This is a genomic window from Vibrio sp. 1F169 (genome assembly GCF_041439605.1).
GTDB lineage: Bacteria > Pseudomonadota > Gammaproteobacteria > Enterobacterales > Vibrionaceae > Vibrio > Vibrio tasmaniensis_A.
Window position 1 is genome coordinate 17,934 of sequence record NZ_JBGOOI010000050.1, and the last position, 17,841, is coordinate 35,774.

General features: G+C 42.2%; 12 protein-coding genes and 4 pseudogenes. 9 read left to right on the forward strand and 7 right to left on the reverse strand.

Features of this window, described 5'->3' with window-relative positions:
* Positions 1 to 442: 442 nt before the first annotated feature.
* Positions 443 to 1,528: a ParB family protein gene (locus ACED53_RS16790; protein WP_016800055.1), complete on the reverse strand. Its 1,086-nt coding sequence runs from the start codon at positions 1,526 to 1,528 to the stop codon at positions 443 to 445.
* Complete coding sequence (locus ACED53_RS16795; RefSeq protein ID WP_016800054.1) at positions 1,528 to 2,727, reverse strand: ParA family protein; 1,200 nt, start codon at positions 2,725 to 2,727, stop codon at positions 1,528 to 1,530. The genes ACED53_RS16790 and ACED53_RS16795 overlap by 1 nt, the downstream gene beginning before the upstream one ends.
* A 238-nt stretch (positions 2,728 to 2,965) precedes the next feature.
* On the opposite strand from ACED53_RS16795, the gene ACED53_RS16800 reads away from it, so the two are divergent.
* The 5 genes from ACED53_RS16800 to ACED53_RS16820 all read left to right on the forward strand — a co-directional run bounded on the left by ACED53_RS16800 (position 2,966) and on the right by ACED53_RS16820 (position 8,642).
* Positions 2,966 to 4,090, forward strand: a complete 1,125-nt coding sequence (locus ACED53_RS16800; protein ID WP_016800053.1) for a carbohydrate porin — start codon at positions 2,966 to 2,968, stop codon at positions 4,088 to 4,090.
* Between the two features lie 146 nt (positions 4,091 to 4,236).
* Positions 4,237 to 5,481: a DUF3440 domain-containing protein gene (locus ACED53_RS16805; RefSeq protein WP_016800052.1), complete on the forward strand. Its 1,245-nt coding sequence runs from the start codon at positions 4,237 to 4,239 to the stop codon at positions 5,479 to 5,481.
* 5 nt (positions 5,482 to 5,486) lie between these two features.
* Positions 5,487 to 6,125: a ParB/RepB/Spo0J family partition protein gene (locus ACED53_RS16810; RefSeq protein ID WP_016800051.1), complete on the forward strand. Its 639-nt coding sequence runs from the start codon at positions 5,487 to 5,489 to the stop codon at positions 6,123 to 6,125.
* A 278-nt stretch (positions 6,126 to 6,403) separates the two neighbouring features.
* The gene (locus ACED53_RS16815) at positions 6,404 to 6,670 is read left to right on the forward strand and encodes a transposase (protein WP_240798348.1); all 267 of its coding nucleotides are present in this window, start codon (positions 6,404 to 6,406) and stop codon (positions 6,668 to 6,670) included.
* A 691-nt stretch (positions 6,671 to 7,361) separates the two neighbouring features.
* A complete protein-coding gene (locus ACED53_RS16820; protein ID WP_029222809.1) occupies positions 7,362 to 8,642 on the forward strand; it encodes an aromatic amino acid transporter in 1,281 nt (426 codons plus the stop codon).
* 1,234 nt (positions 8,643 to 9,876) lie between these two features.
* Here ACED53_RS16820 and ACED53_RS16825 read toward each other — a convergent pair.
* The 5 genes and pseudogenes from ACED53_RS16825 to ACED53_RS16845 all read right to left on the reverse strand — a co-directional run.
* Positions 9,877 to 10,106, reverse strand: a pseudogene (locus ACED53_RS16825) (type II toxin-antitoxin system RelE/ParE family toxin); the annotation flags it as partial.
* A pseudogene (locus tag ACED53_RS16830) lies at positions 10,097 to 10,330 on the reverse strand (prevent-host-death family protein); the annotation flags it as partial. The pseudogenes ACED53_RS16825 and ACED53_RS16830, both read right to left, overlap by 10 nt.
* Before the next feature lie 106 nt (positions 10,331 to 10,436).
* Positions 10,437 to 10,799, reverse strand: coding sequence for a hypothetical protein (locus ACED53_RS16835; protein ID WP_016800046.1), 363 nt, complete (start codon positions 10,797 to 10,799; stop codon positions 10,437 to 10,439).
* 272 nt (positions 10,800 to 11,071) lie between these two features.
* Positions 11,072 to 11,464 (reverse strand): Rid family detoxifying hydrolase, encoded by a 393-nt coding sequence (locus ACED53_RS16840; protein WP_016800045.1) that lies wholly within the window; start codon positions 11,462 to 11,464, stop codon positions 11,072 to 11,074.
* A gap of 321 nt (positions 11,465 to 11,785) precedes the next feature.
* Positions 11,786 to 12,613, reverse strand: coding sequence for a CPBP family intramembrane glutamic endopeptidase (locus ACED53_RS16845; RefSeq protein ID WP_102258283.1), 828 nt, complete (start codon positions 12,611 to 12,613; stop codon positions 11,786 to 11,788).
* A gap of 384 nt (positions 12,614 to 12,997) precedes the next feature.
* Between ACED53_RS16845 and ACED53_RS16850 the strand changes: the two are divergent.
* The 4 genes and pseudogenes from ACED53_RS16850 to ACED53_RS16865 form a co-directional block, all read left to right on the forward strand.
* Positions 12,998 to 13,113: pseudogene (locus ACED53_RS16850) on the forward strand (IS3 family transposase); the annotation flags it as partial.
* Between the two features lie 884 nt (positions 13,114 to 13,997).
* A pseudogene (locus ACED53_RS16855) lies at positions 13,998 to 14,481 on the forward strand (integrase core domain-containing protein); the annotation flags it as partial.
* 1,578 nt (positions 14,482 to 16,059) lie between these two features.
* Positions 16,060 to 16,569: a hypothetical protein gene (locus ACED53_RS16860; RefSeq protein WP_102258285.1), complete on the forward strand. Its 510-nt coding sequence runs from the start codon at positions 16,060 to 16,062 to the stop codon at positions 16,567 to 16,569.
* Between the two features lie 766 nt (positions 16,570 to 17,335).
* Positions 17,336 to 17,815 carry an RNA-guided endonuclease InsQ/TnpB family protein gene (locus ACED53_RS16865; RefSeq protein WP_371715273.1) on the forward strand — a complete coding sequence of 160 codons (480 nt, stop codon included), beginning with the start codon at positions 17,336 to 17,338 and terminating at the stop codon, positions 17,813 to 17,815.
* Positions 17,816 to 17,841 lie beyond the last annotated feature (26 nt).

Below are 17,841 nucleotides of genomic sequence, written 5' to 3' on the forward strand. Positions count from 1 at the left end.
TCTGCACTTAGCCAATTTTTGGGTTATAAGGATGAAGTTACCCTAGGTCAAATAGAATAAGGAAGGAAGTTTCCCAAGCCAACTTGTTCTTGATGGTTTAGTCGCTTGTAGTCATCCGATTTTTTCGATTTGGCATAGAGGGAGGTGACAAACAAGTGGTTAATTAAAATGATGGATGTACTTCATCGGGGGGGGGGTGTTTTAGAGTTTGACGAGGCCAAACTCATTGTAGGGCCTAGTTTTTACTGATTTGGAGACCATTTTCTTTGCATCCTCAGCGAGTATTCTATCTTTAGTCTTCCATTATCCTTTCCGCAAGTGCGTTCTGATAACAGTCATAATTGTATTTGTAACTCTCTAATTTCATGTTGGATATGTGTCAACCTTATTTAGGACGGGTTAGGTGAAAGATAAAGGCCCTAATTTGAGAGCCTTTATCTTTTTATAAAGTTGATTGGTGGTGTTTACCTAACACTGATTGGATAGCTTTATCGAGTTCAGCTTGGACATCCTTTGATAAGCGACCAAATTCATACGAAAAGTTTCGACCTTTAACACGCTTACGAGCAAACATACCTTTACTGTCGAACTCTGCTAGAGGAGTAATGACAGCTTTGTCTAATTCTTGCTTGGCTTCAACGATCTTTAACTCATCTTTAATGTAAGCAATCAGAGCGTCTTTAGCGTCTTCTTGGCTCTGCTCAGCCTGAGCGTTGACAGCATTATCGGCTATTTTTTTAATGAAGCTACTCAAGGCTTTCTTGTCATCGGCGAACGCTTTCATCACCTTAGCCAAGAGGGAGTAATCAGCATGAGACAAGTCGTTAACGACAGGGAATAGGGCAATCAGCTTACTGTCAATACTGGCTGCTTTCAGCGCTCGACCTACCGCTTGACGGCTAATATTTAAGATTTTTGCCGCATCTTCTTGAGTTAGCTCACCGTTCTTCATCAGAGTTTGACATTGCAAACCAATCTCACGCTGGTTGTGCTCTTTGGCGGTTTGCAGCTGCTTAGCCAGCGCTTTGGCATCGGTGGTAGAAAGCTCGTTTTGAGTGACTAGAATTCGGAATGTTTTTACACGACCTTCTTGAAATAAAAACCAAGCACGACGGCGAGAGCCATCAAGAATATCAATGCGACCATTAATTTCTCGGCCAACGGCTGGATAGAACTGCTGAAACTCTAACGAGTTCAAATCTTCCAATGATTCTTTGGTTAACAGAGACTGGTCACGACCATTAACATCAAAGGTCACAAATGAGTTCTGCTTAACTTGTTCGTGTGACAGTGTAACTTCATTGAAAGTGGCAGTTGAACCAGAAGCTAATTGCCAAACCATTTTCTGGCCAACAGACTCTAATCCAAACTTAGTTCTAAGGTAGTCTTCAGCGTTTTGCCCGCTTTTCTCTAGCTCGGTGCTGAGTTGACTTGTTAGAGTGTCTAAATTTGCTTTGGCCGCTGATTGCTGCGCTTGAGCTGAACCAGGAGCATTGCCTAAAGGGCTCCCGCCACGTTTCTTCGCCATTATTTGTTCTCCTGTTCACGCCAAACGTTCAGAATATCGCGCAAGATCTGACTTGTAACTTCATAGCTGTTTTGTTGCGCGCTTTGGAAAGTTGCTTTGCTTTTCGGGTATTCACTTTTCGACATATCAAACACCGTCGAGAGTAGGGAAGACGACTGACGAACGGCCTCACTATGCTTAAACTCTTTTGAGTACAAGTAAGGAGAGAAGTTGTCGTACAGGTTGTTCATTAATTCGGTAGTGGTTGAGCTATCACGATGGTTAGTCAGTAAGATCTTCATGAAGTCGTAGCCTTCATGGTTGGCGTTCTCTAACAGGGCCCACACCTGAGGAATGTAGCTGAAGTAAGAGCAGGTAGCATCAATGTCGTTTTCGGTAATCGACAATGGGAAGACCACATTCGTTGCGGCAAAATACGCATTGAAGGTTGCATAACCTAGTGAAGGAGGGGTGTCGATAATAATGATATCAAACTCATCTTTTACACTATCGATGATGTCTTTAAGTAGTGAATAAGGTGAATTTAAGGTTTGACTGAATACTTGCTCATGAAACCAGCCTTCCATCGCTCGGTCACTTTGCGCGGCAGGCAAAATGCGCAGGTTTGGAATGGTAGTTTCAAGAAAGGCTTCAGAGATGACTTGATCAACGGTTTCGCCTTCATCGAGGTCGAACGTTTTCATCATCAAGTCACCAACAGACAAGTTACCTTCTTGCTCGGCTTCGGGCGCGTAGTACATCGATAGCGTGGCTTGGCCATCCATATCGATTAGACCAACACGATACTCTTGATGAAACTCGGTCGCTAAACCTGATGCGATAGTCGCGGCAGAAACGGTTTTACCAACACCGCCTTTTTGGTTCTGGATAACCATCACTTGCGCCTTTTGCTGCTCACTGCGTATGAACTTAGCGTCTTTACGTAGATTATCTGGTAGTAAGTTACGTACCTTGTACATTTCCGCGATATCGATCGACCATTGTGAGTCTTCATGACGACGGGGATCTATCGCAGCGGCGGTAACATACCGATCAAGCGTTTTTGCATCAATGCCAAGGTAGGCCGAGGCTTCTGCTCGGGTAAAGTTACGCAGCTCTTTGCGATGATTGGCCAGTAAACGTTGATTACGACGCTGAATGTAAGCGTCTGCACCGATTTTAAGCGCTTGAAATGTGTTTGTAGTGTTTTGATTATCCATTTCTGCCTCCGGGTAGGGATAAGAAATAGTATATACCTCAATTTTTGATGTTGGTATAAAAAATTGAGGTGTTTTCGATTTTAAATAAATGATTGTGACAGGTTGATAAAGGAGAGCGCTTAAATTACCTATTAATTACGAGTATTCATTTTTCAAATCCCTCTTAATAACTCCTGACTAACAATGAAAGTTGAGCTGAGTCGTACAACTTCGATGAAAAAAAAAGGAAGTTATTGATATGATTGAGAATGTAGCATTTACGAAAAAGACTAAGCGTTTTTGGCTAACGCTTGTGGGATCGGTTGTGTTTGTTACGCCAACGTTGATTCATGCGGCTGAAGACCAGGATTTAAAGGGAGCTGTGGATTATTATGTTTTTGGTTTAACGTCCAGTGAGAGCTTGCCGAACAAAGACAGCAGTGCGGCAGCTGGTATTGCACGGATTACATTGAATTGGCGAGCTTACCAAAAAGAGAGTGATACCGGAGCTTTGCAGCTGAGGGTTGATCATAAGCACGGTTATACAGAGAGTACGCCCTCTGAATTTGTCATGGAGAATGGCGGAGGGTTTGGTGTAATCCAACCAGCTTTTAGTGATATAGGTTTAAGGTTAACGAATCTTTATTGGACACAAACCTTTAATAAACAATCTACTGATATGATGGTTGGTTTTTTAGATGCAACTGATTATGTTGATACTTATCAGTTGGGTAACCCTTACTATGGTTTTTCTAACTTACAGTTTAGTACCGGTTCCGGTTCTATCCCAATCCCAGATGAATCAACATTCGGCGGCGTTCTACGCCATATGATGTCGGAAAACTATTATTTTTATGCAAGTTTCTCTGATGCAAAAGCTGATTCGACTAAGCCTTTCGATGGTGTTGAACAGTTCATCAATGATAATCAATATTTTAAGTCCCTAGAAATAGGTTGGGTGGAGTCGAAAGACGATTTTTATTTGAAGAATTCACACCTAACAGTTTGGCACAGTGATGGAAAAGAGAAAGCTAGCGAAAACTATGGCGCAAATTGGTCGTCCATATATAAAACCGGCTCATGGATACCATTTTTCAGAGCCGGTGTCGCGCAAGGACCTGAGGCTCTATACAAATCTTCGGTCGTGTTTGGTACTGGGTATGAGGCAGGACCTGGCATGCTAGGCATCGCCTTGGGTTGGGCTAAGCCCAACTCTGCTAATGTAGCTGATGACTCTTATAACTCTGAAATCTATTACCGAATGAACTGGGGTGCGCTCTCGTTAACTCCTAATGTTCAATATCTTTATTCTTTACCGAAGAACTCAGAAGCTGATGACAGTTGGATTATTGGTTTAAGAGGTAATCTTCACTTTAGTTTCTAGTCTCTCAAAGCTCTCCCGAGCTTGAAATTCGGAAGAGCTTTTCTTTAATATTGCCCTTATAAATAAATTAATTATTAATAATTAATTTATAAAAAATGCAAAAGTTATTTATTTTTATTTGAGTAGTTAATGACATTGTGGAAATCATGATTGCCAATAAAAAAAGAAGAGAAGGCGATTTCTCTCGAGATAAAATTCAGCAAAAATACAATGTGCTTGAAGGCGCTCGACAAAGAATTTGCTATCTTTTCGACAACTTTAACCATTTCTATGTCTCCTTCTCTGGAGGGAAAGACTCTGGCGTCCTTTTAAATCTGACTATTCAAGAAGCGAAAAAGCGTGGTCGATTACCTGTCGATGTACTCATCGTGGACTTTGAAGCTCAGTATCATGAAACTCATGCCTTCATTGAGCGCATGGTACTGGACGGAGAAATTAACCCCTATTGGGTTTGTTTACCGCTCAGCTTAAGGAATTCAATCTCACAGTTTCAACCTAAATGGCTTTGTTGGGATCCTGCTAAAGAAGCGCAATGGGTCAGGGACCGACCACCGCATAAAGGCGTGATTTCAAACCCGGATGTATTCCCTTTTTTCCAAAACGGGATGGAGTTTGAAGACTTTGTTTTTAAGTTTGCTCATTGGTACCAAAAGGAAAGGGGTGAGCCAATCGCTGTGTTAATCGGTATACGTGCTGATGAGTCTTTACATCGCTTCAATACCATTAAAAATAGGTCCAAAAAAAAATTTTCAGATAAATATTGGACGACTAAAATGCAGCCAGATGTGTATATGGCTTATCCCTTATACGATTGGAAAACTAAAGATATTTGGGTTGCGAATTACCGCTTTAGTTGGGATTACAACCGTATTTACGACTTAATGCATAAGGCCGGCGTCCCTCTTTCACAGCAGCGGCTTTGCCAACCTTTTGGAGATGAGCAAAGAAAAGGGCTGTGGCTATATCAAATATTAGAACCTGATACCTGGCAAAAATTAGTTGCCAGAGTAGAAGGATGTAACTTTGGTGCTCGATACTCAAAAAGTCAGGGGCGTATCCTTGGTTATTATCGCTTTGAATTACCACCGGGGCTTAGCTACCGGCAATACAGTAAATACCTTCTGAAAACCATGCCGCCACATGTAGAAAAACATTACCGAGACCGAATTTTTAAGTTCTTACAGTGGTGGCGTAAAAACGGTCCTCAAAAAGGAGTGACCTGCATCCCTGATTACGCAGAGAGTAAATTGGAATCTAGGAAGCAAGTTCCTAGTTGGAGAAGAATTTGTAAAGTACTGATTAAAAATGACTATTGGTGCCGAGGACTCTCTTTTGGGTACAACAAGTCCTTAGCAAAACAATACCATGCCCTCTATGGAGAAGAAGAGTGATACGAATGGAAAGTGAACCTACTCTAGCTTATCAGCATCGCACCAAGAAGCCGTTGAAATCTATCAATAACACGGACAAACAAGTCATTGATAAGGTCGCAATTTACAATAAAGCAGCCAAAGTACTCATCGAGCTTATTCCTGATTTACCGCCAGCTTGTCATGTTGAAATGATCCCACTTGATGAAATAGAAGCTAATCAATACAACCCAAATAAAATGGCGCCTCCAGAAAGCAAACTCCTAAAAACGTCGATGGAGAAAAATGGTTTAACTATGCCTATTTTGGTTAATCGTTTGAATGCTTCGGTCAAAAAATACGTTGTCATCGATGGGTTTCATCGTTATCAATTATTATTGAACCACCCAGATCTGCAAACCCTAACGGGGTACATCCCCGCGGTGGTCCTTAATTTGCCTGAAGAAAATTGCATATCGACTTCTGTTCGCCATAACCTGGCGCGTGGCTCACACCAAGTTGAACTGATTGCAGATCTGATTATTCAACTCAAAGAGATGGGATGGGCAAATCATAAAATTTGTTACGAATTGGGAATGGATAAAGATGAAGTTCTACGATTACAACAAGTCACAGGCCTCGCTGCTGCCTTTAAAGATCAAGAATTTTCACAGTCCTGGGAGTAATTGATTTTTTAGCAATCACGCCGTAAACCCTCGCCAGCTCTGAGGGCGGGGAGATAAGGCGAAAGTGCGATAGCACTTTAAGATAGACAGCCCGAAGCAGTTGATATAAGACTGTTCATGAATACAGTTAAGGATTTTGAGTGTTAAGAGCAACTAAGGCACGCATTTACCCAACGTAAGAGCAATCTGAGTTTTTAATAGCTCAGTTTGGCGTTGTGCGTTTTGCGAACCACAAAGCTCTACATTTAAAGTCGCATATGTACCGCAAGCTTCCGAAAATGAAACCTGTAGAGGCGAACATTCACCGTGAAATTGTAGGTAAAGTTAAAAGTATTACTGTCAGATTGAGTAAAACAGGTAAGTTCTACGCATCTATCCTTGTTGATGATGGAGTGGAAGCGCCTAGTTTGCTTCATACAGTGAGTAAGGTGACAGGTATTGATCTTGGTCTGTCTCACTTTACTATTGAATCGAACGGCAGAAAGACAGTTAACCCCAGATTTATAAAGCGTGCTGAGAAGAACCTCAGACGTAAGCAGAAGTAGTTATCTCGTAAAGCTAGATTGCTATTAGCTAAATGCGATGAAAAAGTCGCTAACGCTCGCGCTGATTTTCAACACAAACTCTCTCGAACTCTCGTAGACAAAAACCACGCTGACCCCCCAAAAGATAGACGTTATTCTGTTAAGTGTAAGTGGTCAACATTTCGGACACTGATTTAAGCCTATTTTCGGCATTTACTGGCGACAGCCCATGAGTTGCGTGCTGAGGCCGAGGCCGATTGTAGTAACTCATCAAGTAATAGCTCATATCTTTCCTTGCCTGAAATTGTGGCATCAGGCTTATCTGATAAAGACCATTCCACAACGCGTCGGCTTAAGTAGGTCTACTTTGAACCAGACCCAATCTAAGTAAGATCATCGCGTCTAGCCTCTCCAATTTTGCATGTTTATATCTATGCGAACCTGGCTGATTACTCATTAACCAGCTTCACGCATTCTCTGACGAACCTTAAATCCCCCCGATTTTGACACCTTCTGCACTCAACATCGAAACAATATTTTTTAGTTAGGTTAAATAGGTAGAAATATTAGGCTAATTTAGAATTTAATTAATATGTCATTCCTAAAATTAAGTTCTAGATTCTAGGTTCTAGCGCTTTTTTGTGCCTCCCTAGCTTGTAAGGGGAGCAGTCTAATAAGAGCAATTGAACTAACGAAAGAAAGGTATTTATTTATGTCTAGTATGAAACAGGTAAGGAGCACAACCCCGCCTTCAATGATTGGAGGAGCCTGTATTGTCGCGTGCATTTGCGTCGGCGCTGGTATGCTTGGACTTCCCGCTGCAGGGGCTGGGGTCTGGACCATCGGGGCTTTAATGGCTTTGCTCTTCACTATGCTCATTATGACAACCAGTGGTTGTCTGTTACTCGAAGTTTTAAAAGATTATCCATACAGGTCGTCTTTTTCTTCCATCACAAAAGATTTGTTAGGAAAAGAGGTTAATTTTTTTAATAACTTAATGATCTACTTTGTGGGAGGGATTTTACTGTACGCTTACATCACTTCATCTGGACTGATCATTAAGGAGTACTTTGGCCTTTCCCCTAAACTAGCTTCTATCCTTTTTGTGCTTATCTTTTCTGGACTAGTTTGGCATTCAACAAAAACAGTTGACCGCATTTCCATGGTGTTGATGCTATTTATGATTATCAGCTTTATTTTTGGGACTGCTGGCCTTTGGTTTAATGTTAATCTTGTTACTTTGTTGGATACTGCTCACTTAAAGTTTGAGTATGCGCAATACGTATGGGGGTTTTTCCCTATTGCTTTAACTTCATTTGGATACCAGCACAGCGTCTCCACTCTGCGAGACTACTACCTTGATGAAAGGCTCGCACAAAGGGCGATTGTAGGCGGAACGCTCATGGCGTTCTTTATCTACACCATTTGGCTATTAAGTATCTATGGTAATTTACCAAGAATTAGCTTCGGCCCTATAATTGCAGAAGGTGGAAATATAGACATCTTACTCATCAGCTTAAAAGCAGTGTTGGCTGAAGAAACCCTATCAAATGTCATTAGTGCTTTTTCAGCGGCGGCCATTTTGTCGAGTTTTATTGGGGTAGGGTTGGGTGTGTTTGATTTTTTGGCCGATCTTTTTCAATTTGATGCTACCTCCAAAGGAAGAACCAAGACCTGGGCGGTTACATTTATTCCGCCTCTTATTTTTTCTCTTCTTTTTCCTTTTGGTTTTCTTAGCGCAATTGGTTATGCAGCGTCTGCCGCTGCGATTTGGGCATGTATCGTACCGGCATTGTTAGTAAGGAAATCGAGACTACAAAGACCAGCGTTTAACAACCTTGAAGAGAGTGAAGAAGATCAGAAAAAATCGAAGGCTTACCAAGTGCCTGGAGGAGAGTTGGTGTTGGTTGGTGTGTTTATCTACGGTGTGAGCATCATCGTTATCAACGTACTAGTCCTGTTCGAAGCGCTGCCCGTTTTTGACGGCGTCTAGCCTTATTAATTTTAAAATTACCCACCCAAAAGATTCAAATCACGGTCAAGGACGAGCAACCCGAGCGCTGAGGGGCGTGGTTATTTGCCGATCGAGCCCTATTAGGACGGTTTTAAAATAAACTCTAGCGGCAAAATCTTGGGTTCCGAGTAAATTTAAATAAAGTAAGCATGAACAAGAAGGATTAGTGATGAAAGTGAGTGTCTATATCGATCAAGTGTTGTTCAAACAAGCACTCAGAGCCGCCAAAAGCTCTGGACTGACCCCGTCCCAAACCATTGCCCATTGGGCGGCAATGGGTCAATTCATGGAAACCAAATCCCTCGGATCGCTGAGGCTCATACAGAGTGGCCCTAGAAAGAAGTAAATTTCCAGCCCGTTTTCATCGCTCTGGCGAAACCTTGGAGCCCCAGTAAACATCGTTAATAAAGACATTGAAAAGCCGAGCCAGCCCTCGGCCTTTCGATAGCGTTGCCGACGGAACTTGAATGTTCCGTACACAGATGGCCAGAGAAGAATGGCTCTTATGGATGTTTGAAATTCTTGAGAACCAAGTGATAGACAGAAACTCTGAAGCGCCGGCGGATTGCGTGGTGATTTCTGGCGCAATTTTACTCGACGTCCAAAAGAAATGAAGCGTTGGGAAGTATGAATAGAACTCCCCATGCTCCTTGGTGAGCGCAGTTAATTCGGGGACGGTTAGCTTTGCTAAATCCTTGCAATAACGGTCATATTGTCTACCAACACTGTCATTTTTCTCGCACCATCTTGTTGTCGAAAATTTGCATAATGTCCGTCCATCGGGGCATTCTACTCTAGCGCTTGAATGCTTTTTGCGTAAGACCGCACCACATTATATTTCATCTCATTAACGGTATAATTGAGTTTTTTAAAATCCAAACTTGGGGAAGAACTAAAATACTTACCGTTTGTGTCGCCAAGTTAAGCCTTCTATCACTTTAAGCAATCGCTTTTCGTATTGTTCCGCTCCGTCTCATTAAGTGAGCAACACATTTTCAGCGGTGGTGTTCGTGATAGTTAATAACGGGCTGATGAGCCTCTGGGCCTCAACAGAAAACGTCACTTTGCCTTGTTTTATAACGATAATTTTTCCCGTCTCAGCCGTATAGCCGTGGGGTCGTTCATTAAGGTAAACTGATCACGGTCGAGTACTTCAAGAGCGTCTTGAGACGTTTTTAGTTCAACGGTTAGTTCAGCTGAACTAAAGATGCACACCTTTAGCTTGGTAAAAAACACGGCAAGGATTAACCACGAATTCACGAGAATTGAGGTGTTTAAGATCAGGAGGAAGACGCCCAGACTCGGGAAATTAGCTGAGGCGTTCGACTCTTTCGAAGATGTTTTGAACGAGTTGTTTGGCAGCGAGCAGGTTTTCAAGGGCAATGTATTCCGCGAATTATTGAGAGTCGATAACGCGGGCTCACTCCAAATCCCTTCAGCCATTTTGACATTTTTCCTTGCTTCATCAGGACCCAGTGCTTTGCCTTTGAGATTGCGAGTTCACCGCCAGCAAGCCCTTCGAGAATAGCCAAACGGTTTTGCATAAACTGGTGTCCACATCAACCAGATACGTAGAGGGGGTCCCATGTTCGGTGAACAGCACTGGCTAGGTCTGTGAGGGTTTTGGTCGCTTGACGCTTAAGGGAAGTAACAAGCTCGACTTTCATGAGAAGGACTCCAACAGAAGACTCAAGTGATACTATTGAATCACTTGAGTCTAGTAAGTTTAGTGGAGAGAAATGCAAAGCGTTGGGAGTTACACTAAACAGTTTGTTATGCCTTTAATTGATAGGTCGCCTTTGAGGTGTATTCTGCCACACCTAAAATGCTAAAAACCCCGCCTATTGTTGTAAAATTGCACGCCCCTTCTTTTGCACAAGCAGAGAGGTTTTTATTAAACCAAGCTCTCGTAAAATAACCCGATTCTTTTAAATGTACGTAAGCGAACTGGAATTCAGAGAGAGTCACTCCTTTTTCATAGAAAGACGCTTTTTTAGAATGAGAGGGAATACGATAGATTAACGCCTCTTCACCTCTTCGTATGCCGAGACCTTTGATTACAAAGTCAGTTTTCATTTCTGGTTTTTGAATAACTCGACCTACTTCTTTAGCCAGTTCTCGGATGACCTTTTCCATTTTTCCTCCTGAGGTATAGATGGCCTTGTTAGGTGTCTTATTTTCGATGTTTTAGTAGTTCTACAACATGCTCTTTAATTTTGCTATCGCAAGGAAGTTGAGCACAGTACCTTCTTGAAACCAATAGAAGGTACTATCTAAGTTTGATTTTAAGGAATCAATTTGCTCAGTAGTTAAGCGTACCAAATATGCTCTCATTCGGATTTTTCGCGCTGTTGATGACAATTACGACATAGGCACCCTGGAGCTAAAAAATTACGAAACGTTAACGGCTAAGGTGCGACAGCAACGGCCTCTATCTCAATCATGGCATTGAGAGGGAGTTTTGACACTTCGATACAGGTTCTTGCGGGAAAATAATTGGCACCATGTTTAATGAAAAAATCATTATAAATTTCATTCACAATTGAAAAGCTCACCATATCGGTAAGATAAACGGTTGTTTTCACTACGTCTGACACATCAGTATTCGCATGTAGCAAAATGGCTCTCATGTTCTCTAGGCATTGAGTCGTTTGTTTTTCAAGGCAGGATTTAACCATCAAGCCTGATTGTGAGTGAAGCGGTAGCTGTCCGGAAGTGAAAATTAGCCCTCCAGAAATCACCCCTTGAGAGTATGGGCCAATAGCTTTAGGGGCTGACTGAGTTTCAATTATTTTTCGCATATTATTTAACCATAGGTTTTTGATGAATCAACAAAGCTATAGGATTGGGTAAAAAAACACTTATTATTTAACTATAATTAAAAATGAGATTTGAAGGGAACGGAGAAGCTAGGCAAGACAATTGCTTGCTTAGACCACTCACTAACTTTTAAATATCCTTTCCTTACTCCCTCTTGGCAGCACTGTTTTCATTGTGAAAATCGCGTAGCGTTCATTTCACTTTTATGATGGAGGAGAAAAGTGGCTGACAACCAAAGCACGCTAAAACTCAACCAAGTGAATTTAAAATAAAGGCGTAAAGTAGACCGCCCCGTATAAACCTTACCTCTCCTTAAACCCTCTACGCTGATAATCAATAAATAGTGAAAAAATCACTAGATACCCCACTTGCAACGCAATAATACTAATATCAACCGCCTCCCAAGGGTTAAAGTGAAGCTGAGTGCTTAAATAATAGACAAGATCATAAAGTAAAATAAACAGGTTATGGCAAGCATGAATGACAATGACTACTCCTAGGCGGCGATATCGCTCAAAGACCCAACATAGAAACGCCCCAGACATAAATGCGTCCAGCGCCCACTGGTGTATTGAAGCAAATATTAAGCTTGAGAGTAATGCGGCGTTAGTAACCCCAAAAATGGACCTGAAAATAACAAACAACAAATAACGAAACAGGAGCTCCTCTATCACGGGAGAAATGAGCACACCGTCTAGAGCGCTTCGCAACACACTCGACCAATCAATTACTCCATCAGAGGCCGAAAATAAAGGGGTAAAATTGTAGGATTGGGCCTGCCAAGATCCCGGGGAAAACCAATCAAAAATAATATATTGAAGATAATTTGATACGGAATTTAATGAAATCACCCCAATCAATATCAACGCGCCTTCACCCCATGTACATACGTTTCTGGGCCAAGAGGTTAAGTACTGCTTCCAATGCTTATCTCGCCGAGCACTAACAAATAGCACGAAAAAAGCGATAACAGGTAGAAAATAGTAGGCGAAAGCAGAGTAGAGTGCTCGATCCAAAGTCGGATTTAATGCCCACTCTCGGGTAATGCTCAGGTAGTAATCAAGCAGGACATAACTTGGAAAGAAATAGCCTATGTAAACCACCACCACAGCTGAAATCACTAACCGCATCGTAAACTCCAAAAAATTAATAACCATAAGGCAGTTCTTGCCGCTTTTATCATGTTGGTCGTTTAAGCTCACTTCGCGAACGTGCTGCGCTGGTAAGGCTCACTATAACGAGCCCTTTGCAAGAGAGGTGCACTCTATCAAGCGAATCTGGGAGCTAGCTTTTAATCCCACGGCCTAGGGTTACCCCCCAAAATTTTCCAACCTTATGAAGAGTAATTAATAATTTCATAGTTAAATTCCCCCTCTATTTAACTGGAGAGCGAAACCAATGTTTTAGGTTTTAAAGGAGTTATCTTCCCAAATAAATTGAATGGAATGTTAAAGTTTTTTCTATGGTTTAATTATTTAATTATAGGTAATTAAATAAAAATTTAATTTTTTGAATCGGTCATTGAAGCAGCCCAATTCATGGATGTGGGTAAGTCTACGTGGGTTCGCCAACTAAAAGCAAAACGCCAGGAAAAACTCCGAAAGTCTCACTTAGGACGCCTGAACATTTAGGTTGGCTCATTTGTCCGGATTATACTTGTATCAGCCTCAGAGCAAAGCAAGTCGAGGTCTCATTCAAGACAAAAACGTGCGTAGAGATAAGTGCTCCCGATCTTACTCAAACAAATACGGGGAGCTGGAGGCGGTGCTTATGACGCGAGATTGCGCCGCTTTCTTGGAACGTGGTCACCCTAGAGCTATTGATTCTAGTTGCTATGAAGACTGGGATGAAAAAAGGGGCGAGGTTGGGAAGACATCAAAACTATACAAAGAACCCCCTACTTTAGTCGGTGGTTTAGGGCTAGAATCACAAGCGCGAGGGTTCAACCGTGAAGGGTCTGAGACGCAGGGGGCGTAAAACTCGTTGTCTGGCATACTGGTTCCTTCGCTGCCATTTTTGAGTCTTACACTCAAACCAGGACCTCGATTCGTCCCTGACCAGTAATTTATCCTGAGCGCCTAGACTCGCACGATAAACATATTACCGTATGTATTAAATAACCCTTTTAACTCCTTTTTTTTGTAAAACCAATATTTTCTCCGCCGAGGCTATTTAGGAATATTTTTGATGGTGAGTTGATAAACATCTTCCTACTCCCAGTATCGAAGCTCTCAAGACATGAAGATCCAGTAACTCTACATGTGAACACATTCACGTCGATTGTGTGAGTGGTGATGCCTCCATCTTCAGCTGTCGTGACTGTCGTGCTGCCAACCGCAACCCCTGACAACCAGCCAGTAGGTGTCATCGTTGCCGTGCTCAGCTCATTCGACGTCCACGTCAAGGAATCGCTTACATCGTATGAAGTGTTATCGCTGTATGTTGCCGTCGCCATTAATGACCTTCCACAACGGAATTTATGAGGGGGTGACCGCAAGCGAGGTGAGGACCGCAGCGGTAAGCAATGGCTCTTCGGGAGCGAGAACTATTGCTGATCTGGTGATAAATCAAGGCGTAGCTCTGAGCCGTTATCTAGCAACAAAGCTAATGAAAACGCTTGGTTCGATTAGCTGTCAATTACCGAGACATCAGTATAGGAAAGCCTAAAGGGGCTACATTCCACAGCGAGCAAGATAGTCACTAGATGAGTAGAAAATATCGTCAGTTACTGTGGCGTTTTCAGATAAAACAAAGTTTATCTCGACGAGGAAATTGCTGGGAGAATGCTCCAATGGAACGTTTCTTTAGAAGCTTAAAGACGGAGTGGATCCCAACAGTAGGTTATCGTAGCTTTTCTGAGGCTCAACAATAAATTATCCAATACATCATTGGCTATTACAGCCAATTGAGGCCACATCACTATAATGGTGGCCTCACACCTAATGAATCAGAGAGATTGTCTTGGGTACCCTCTAAAACCGTGGCCAATTTCAGTTGACCACTACACATAGCAAAAAATTATAAGCAACCTACTTTTGTAGGTTTGATACTAGGATGAATAACTGTCCCATTAGTATGGGCTAGAGACACTGGTTCAGTTTCTAGAACTGTGCACTTAGGTCCTAAGCGCTTATATATTTTAGGATGCATCTGAGAGAGAATCGAGGTAAAACTTTTATAGTCAGGACTTTCTAAATGCACCGCGCGACAAGTTCCAATAGGAAAGTACGTATGTATTGCCTCAGGGGCTAAAGCCGAATCCTCATAGATGTCACTTAGCTTTACTTTTACCGGGTTCAACTCACATCCCTCAAACGTCCCATTTTTCTTGTACCTATAGTCACTAGGCTTCTCTGTTAAAGGATTAAAAGTATGGCCATAGTAAGAGTCTGTACAATTTCCTCCAATATACTTGTTGTCCTTGTCATAAAGACATAAGCGCGTACGCATGATTAAGCTGTTGTAGCAAGACGGGACTCTAAGATTTCTTACGGTGGTTTTCTTGCCTATTGGTATGAAACCACCTCTGGACCCCTGACAAGTTGCGCTCGTTCCACCGGAATCAAAATATTGATAACCCAACTTCCCACCTCTCAGAGAATCTAAAATGAGGTCATCAAGATAGGTGAGCTCCCGAGTATCTTTCTCTCTAAGTATAGGGTAGAGAAATGCTTGATCACTCAATTGTGGTCCCTCATAAAATGTCACGTAACTATTTGATAAATCGATCGCTCTAGCATTAAAGGAGAGAAAAAAACAACTCAAATAGAACAGTATTCTTGTCCTTGTGTACATATATTACTACCTTTGATTAAAATCAGTTAAACGAGGCTCCACCTAACTCTTAATGCAGACCGAATACTAATAAATTAACTATCAATTATGTTTTCCTTACAAGTGAGTCCAATCGAGTATTGAGAATGACATTTCTTTGATTTTACTAGTCTTTTAAATCAAAAATTTTGCGATTAGGTGGTGGGTTGGCATTAATTGAAGCGATAGCAAGATAAGAAAGTTTAGATTATTGTTATTTTTAGCCTGTATTTTGGGGGTGACAGGACCCCTGTAAAAGAGAAATTTGATATTAATGTAAATACAGTGTGGTTAAATCTACACCCCAACCCCTGCAATCGTGGGTCGGCTGACATTTTGGATTGATGAAAAAGTGATCCAACAATGGCAACGGACCAAGCAAGGTGATCGTGGAAGACCTCGTTTGTTTAGCTAATCACTTTACCGGAGCAAAAGGTAGCCTCATCACCCCTCTAGAATTGTCTGAGGCTGGCTTTGAGATGAAGAACGTCCTATTTCGAAGGCGTGGCCAGAACGCTTGCGCTTCCTCACTCCTTTCACTGACTTTAATTAAGTTCGAGTAAAGGCTTATTGTCTTATGTGCCTATTTCCCTTTCGACTCACATCATTTGATGGGCTCACAGGCTGTTAACCGTGATCGTTCTGAACCCCAATGACAAGGGTATATGAACGCTTCGCGCCCTTGTCCTTGAGAACCAAGAACGTTTGCCGGACAGCCAAGCGGCTCCATAAAAGTGATACTCAAACAGAAAGGAAACTCCTCATGGTACAACGACACTCAAGCCTAACTCTCTCTAAATCAAAGTTCAGCGACCAGCGTTTCGCCGCTGGGCACGAAAGCTCACCAAAAAATGATGTCTCTAGATCTTTGGCGGTCTTGAAGTTGCGCTATCAAGTCAAAAAGTGTCGTGATGAGGCGAAAAGAAAGTCTGATTGGGTTTCCAAAATCCAGCGTTTAAAAATGTTCAGTCGTCGTCAGTCGCCAGAGCAACAGGCTGATATCGCGTCGTTAAAAGGCCAAGGGTTCGTTGAAGCTATCAAGCAGCAGTTTCCGCAATTGGTGTCGCGTCGTTTTGCTTTCCATGAAATCCGTGACTTTTTCATTGAATTAAATGGCGCTGGCTTTGGTGAATGGTTTCTTCACGAGCGAGCGGATCACATTATTCTGTACACCACTTACGGGTCTGTGTTTCCAGCGTTGCGATTCGTGCAAACGGAGGAGGGGACGTTTAAGTGCTCAGGGTTTTGTTTTGATGTGCGTTTTGGCGTTTAGAGGGTCACATGAAAATACGTTCTACGGTTTCCTCTGACATATCCAGGCACGTGATTTGGGTGAATTCAATCGACTTCTTAATACTAAAGGCACCGGGGGGAGGGGTGAGTATCAGAGTGTGTGACTGTGCTACCACCATTAAACAAATGCGAGAAGACGACGCCTATGCGAAGAAAACGGAAAAGACGACAGAAACAACCTCCGAGCATCGCGCGTCGGCCAAAGGTTTACTCTCTTGTCTGTATAACGATTAAGGTCGGCTGATGCGCGACGGCATCAAACCCTCATAAGGTAAGGCCATCAATAGGTCTGAATTTTGTTTCGATATTCCAGTCGTTTTCGGCATTCAATCGGTTCGGGTTTGTTATACGAGCAACGCTTTTGCTCTTTGTGAGCACCAGGCGATTATGCGTATTGTAACTACCAAGCAACTTTGTCTTGGAGTGGTGATTTTTTCAAAACTTACTGAATCCTAAAAAGGACATCAAGCCACTACTTGCAGTTGCCAAGAAATCGCGTAAATACCACTGGTTGAAGCAAGATGATTCAACCGTCTTGCAGCAATCTGTACTCAATCGTCACCAAGCCTTTGATAACTTCTTTAATCCGAAGTTGAAAGCCAAGTACCCACATTCAAACGTAGACACGGTAAGCAATCGAGCTATCACTGTGTTGGTGTAAAAGTCTTTGATGGTGCATCAAACTCCCGAAAATAAAGCCTGTAGAGGCGAATAATCACCGTGAGATTGTAGGCAAGGTTAAGAGCATTACGTTAAGCAAGGTAACTGGTATTGATCTAGGTCTATTTCATTTTGCTATTGAATCGAACGGTAGAAAGACAGCTAACCCAAGATTTGTAAAACGTGCTGAGAAGAATCTCAGACGAAAGCAGCGTCAGCTATCTAGAAAAGCAAAAGGCAGTGCCAATCGAGCAAAAACTAGATTGCTCGTTGCCAAATGCCACGAAAAAGTGGCTAACGCTCGTGCTGATTTTCAACATAAGCTTTCTCGAACTCTCGTTGACGAAAACCAAGCGGTGATAATTGAGACATTGAAATCAACAAACATGATGAAAAGCCGCAAACTGGCGAAACACATAGCGGACGCCTCATGGCATAGTTTTGTCTTTAAGTTGGAGTACAAACTAAAAGAGCAAGGCAAATATCTAGTTAAACTAAATCAGTGGGACGCAAGCTCTAAACGTGCTGTTGTTGCGGGGCTTTGTTGCGTAATTCAATGGAACTAAATCAAGAACCTACGATCTGATCAGCT

Bases quoted from the DNA above. Each gene is read 5' to 3' on its own strand.
- ACED53_RS16790 (WP_016800055.1), bottom strand. From the start codon at position 1,528: ATGGCGAAGAAACGTGGCGGGAGCCCTTTAGGCAATGCTCCTGGTTCA.
- ACED53_RS16795 (WP_016800054.1), bottom strand. From the start codon at position 2,727: ATGGATAATCAAAACACTACAAACACATTTCAAGCGCTTAAAATCGGT.
- ACED53_RS16800 (WP_016800053.1), top strand. From the start codon at position 2,966: ATGATTGAGAATGTAGCATTTACGAAAAAGACTAAGCGTTTTTGGCTA.
- ACED53_RS16805 (WP_016800052.1), top strand. From the start codon at position 4,237: ATGATTGCCAATAAAAAAAGAAGAGAAGGCGATTTCTCTCGAGATAAA.
- ACED53_RS16810 (WP_016800051.1), top strand. From the start codon at position 5,487: ATGGAAAGTGAACCTACTCTAGCTTATCAGCATCGCACCAAGAAGCCG.
- ACED53_RS16815 (WP_240798348.1), top strand. From the start codon at position 6,404: ATGAAACCTGTAGAGGCGAACATTCACCGTGAAATTGTAGGTAAAGTT.
- ACED53_RS16820 (WP_029222809.1), top strand. From the start codon at position 7,362: ATGTCTAGTATGAAACAGGTAAGGAGCACAACCCCGCCTTCAATGATT.
- ACED53_RS16835 (WP_016800046.1), bottom strand. From the start codon at position 10,799: ATGGAAAAGGTCATCCGAGAACTGGCTAAAGAAGTAGGTCGAGTTATT.
- ACED53_RS16840 (WP_016800045.1), bottom strand. From the start codon at position 11,464: ATGCGAAAAATAATTGAAACTCAGTCAGCCCCTAAAGCTATTGGCCCA.
- ACED53_RS16845 (WP_102258283.1), bottom strand. From the start codon at position 12,613: ATGCGGTTAGTGATTTCAGCTGTGGTGGTGGTTTACATAGGCTATTTC.
- ACED53_RS16860 (WP_102258285.1), top strand. From the start codon at position 16,060: ATGGTACAACGACACTCAAGCCTAACTCTCTCTAAATCAAAGTTCAGC.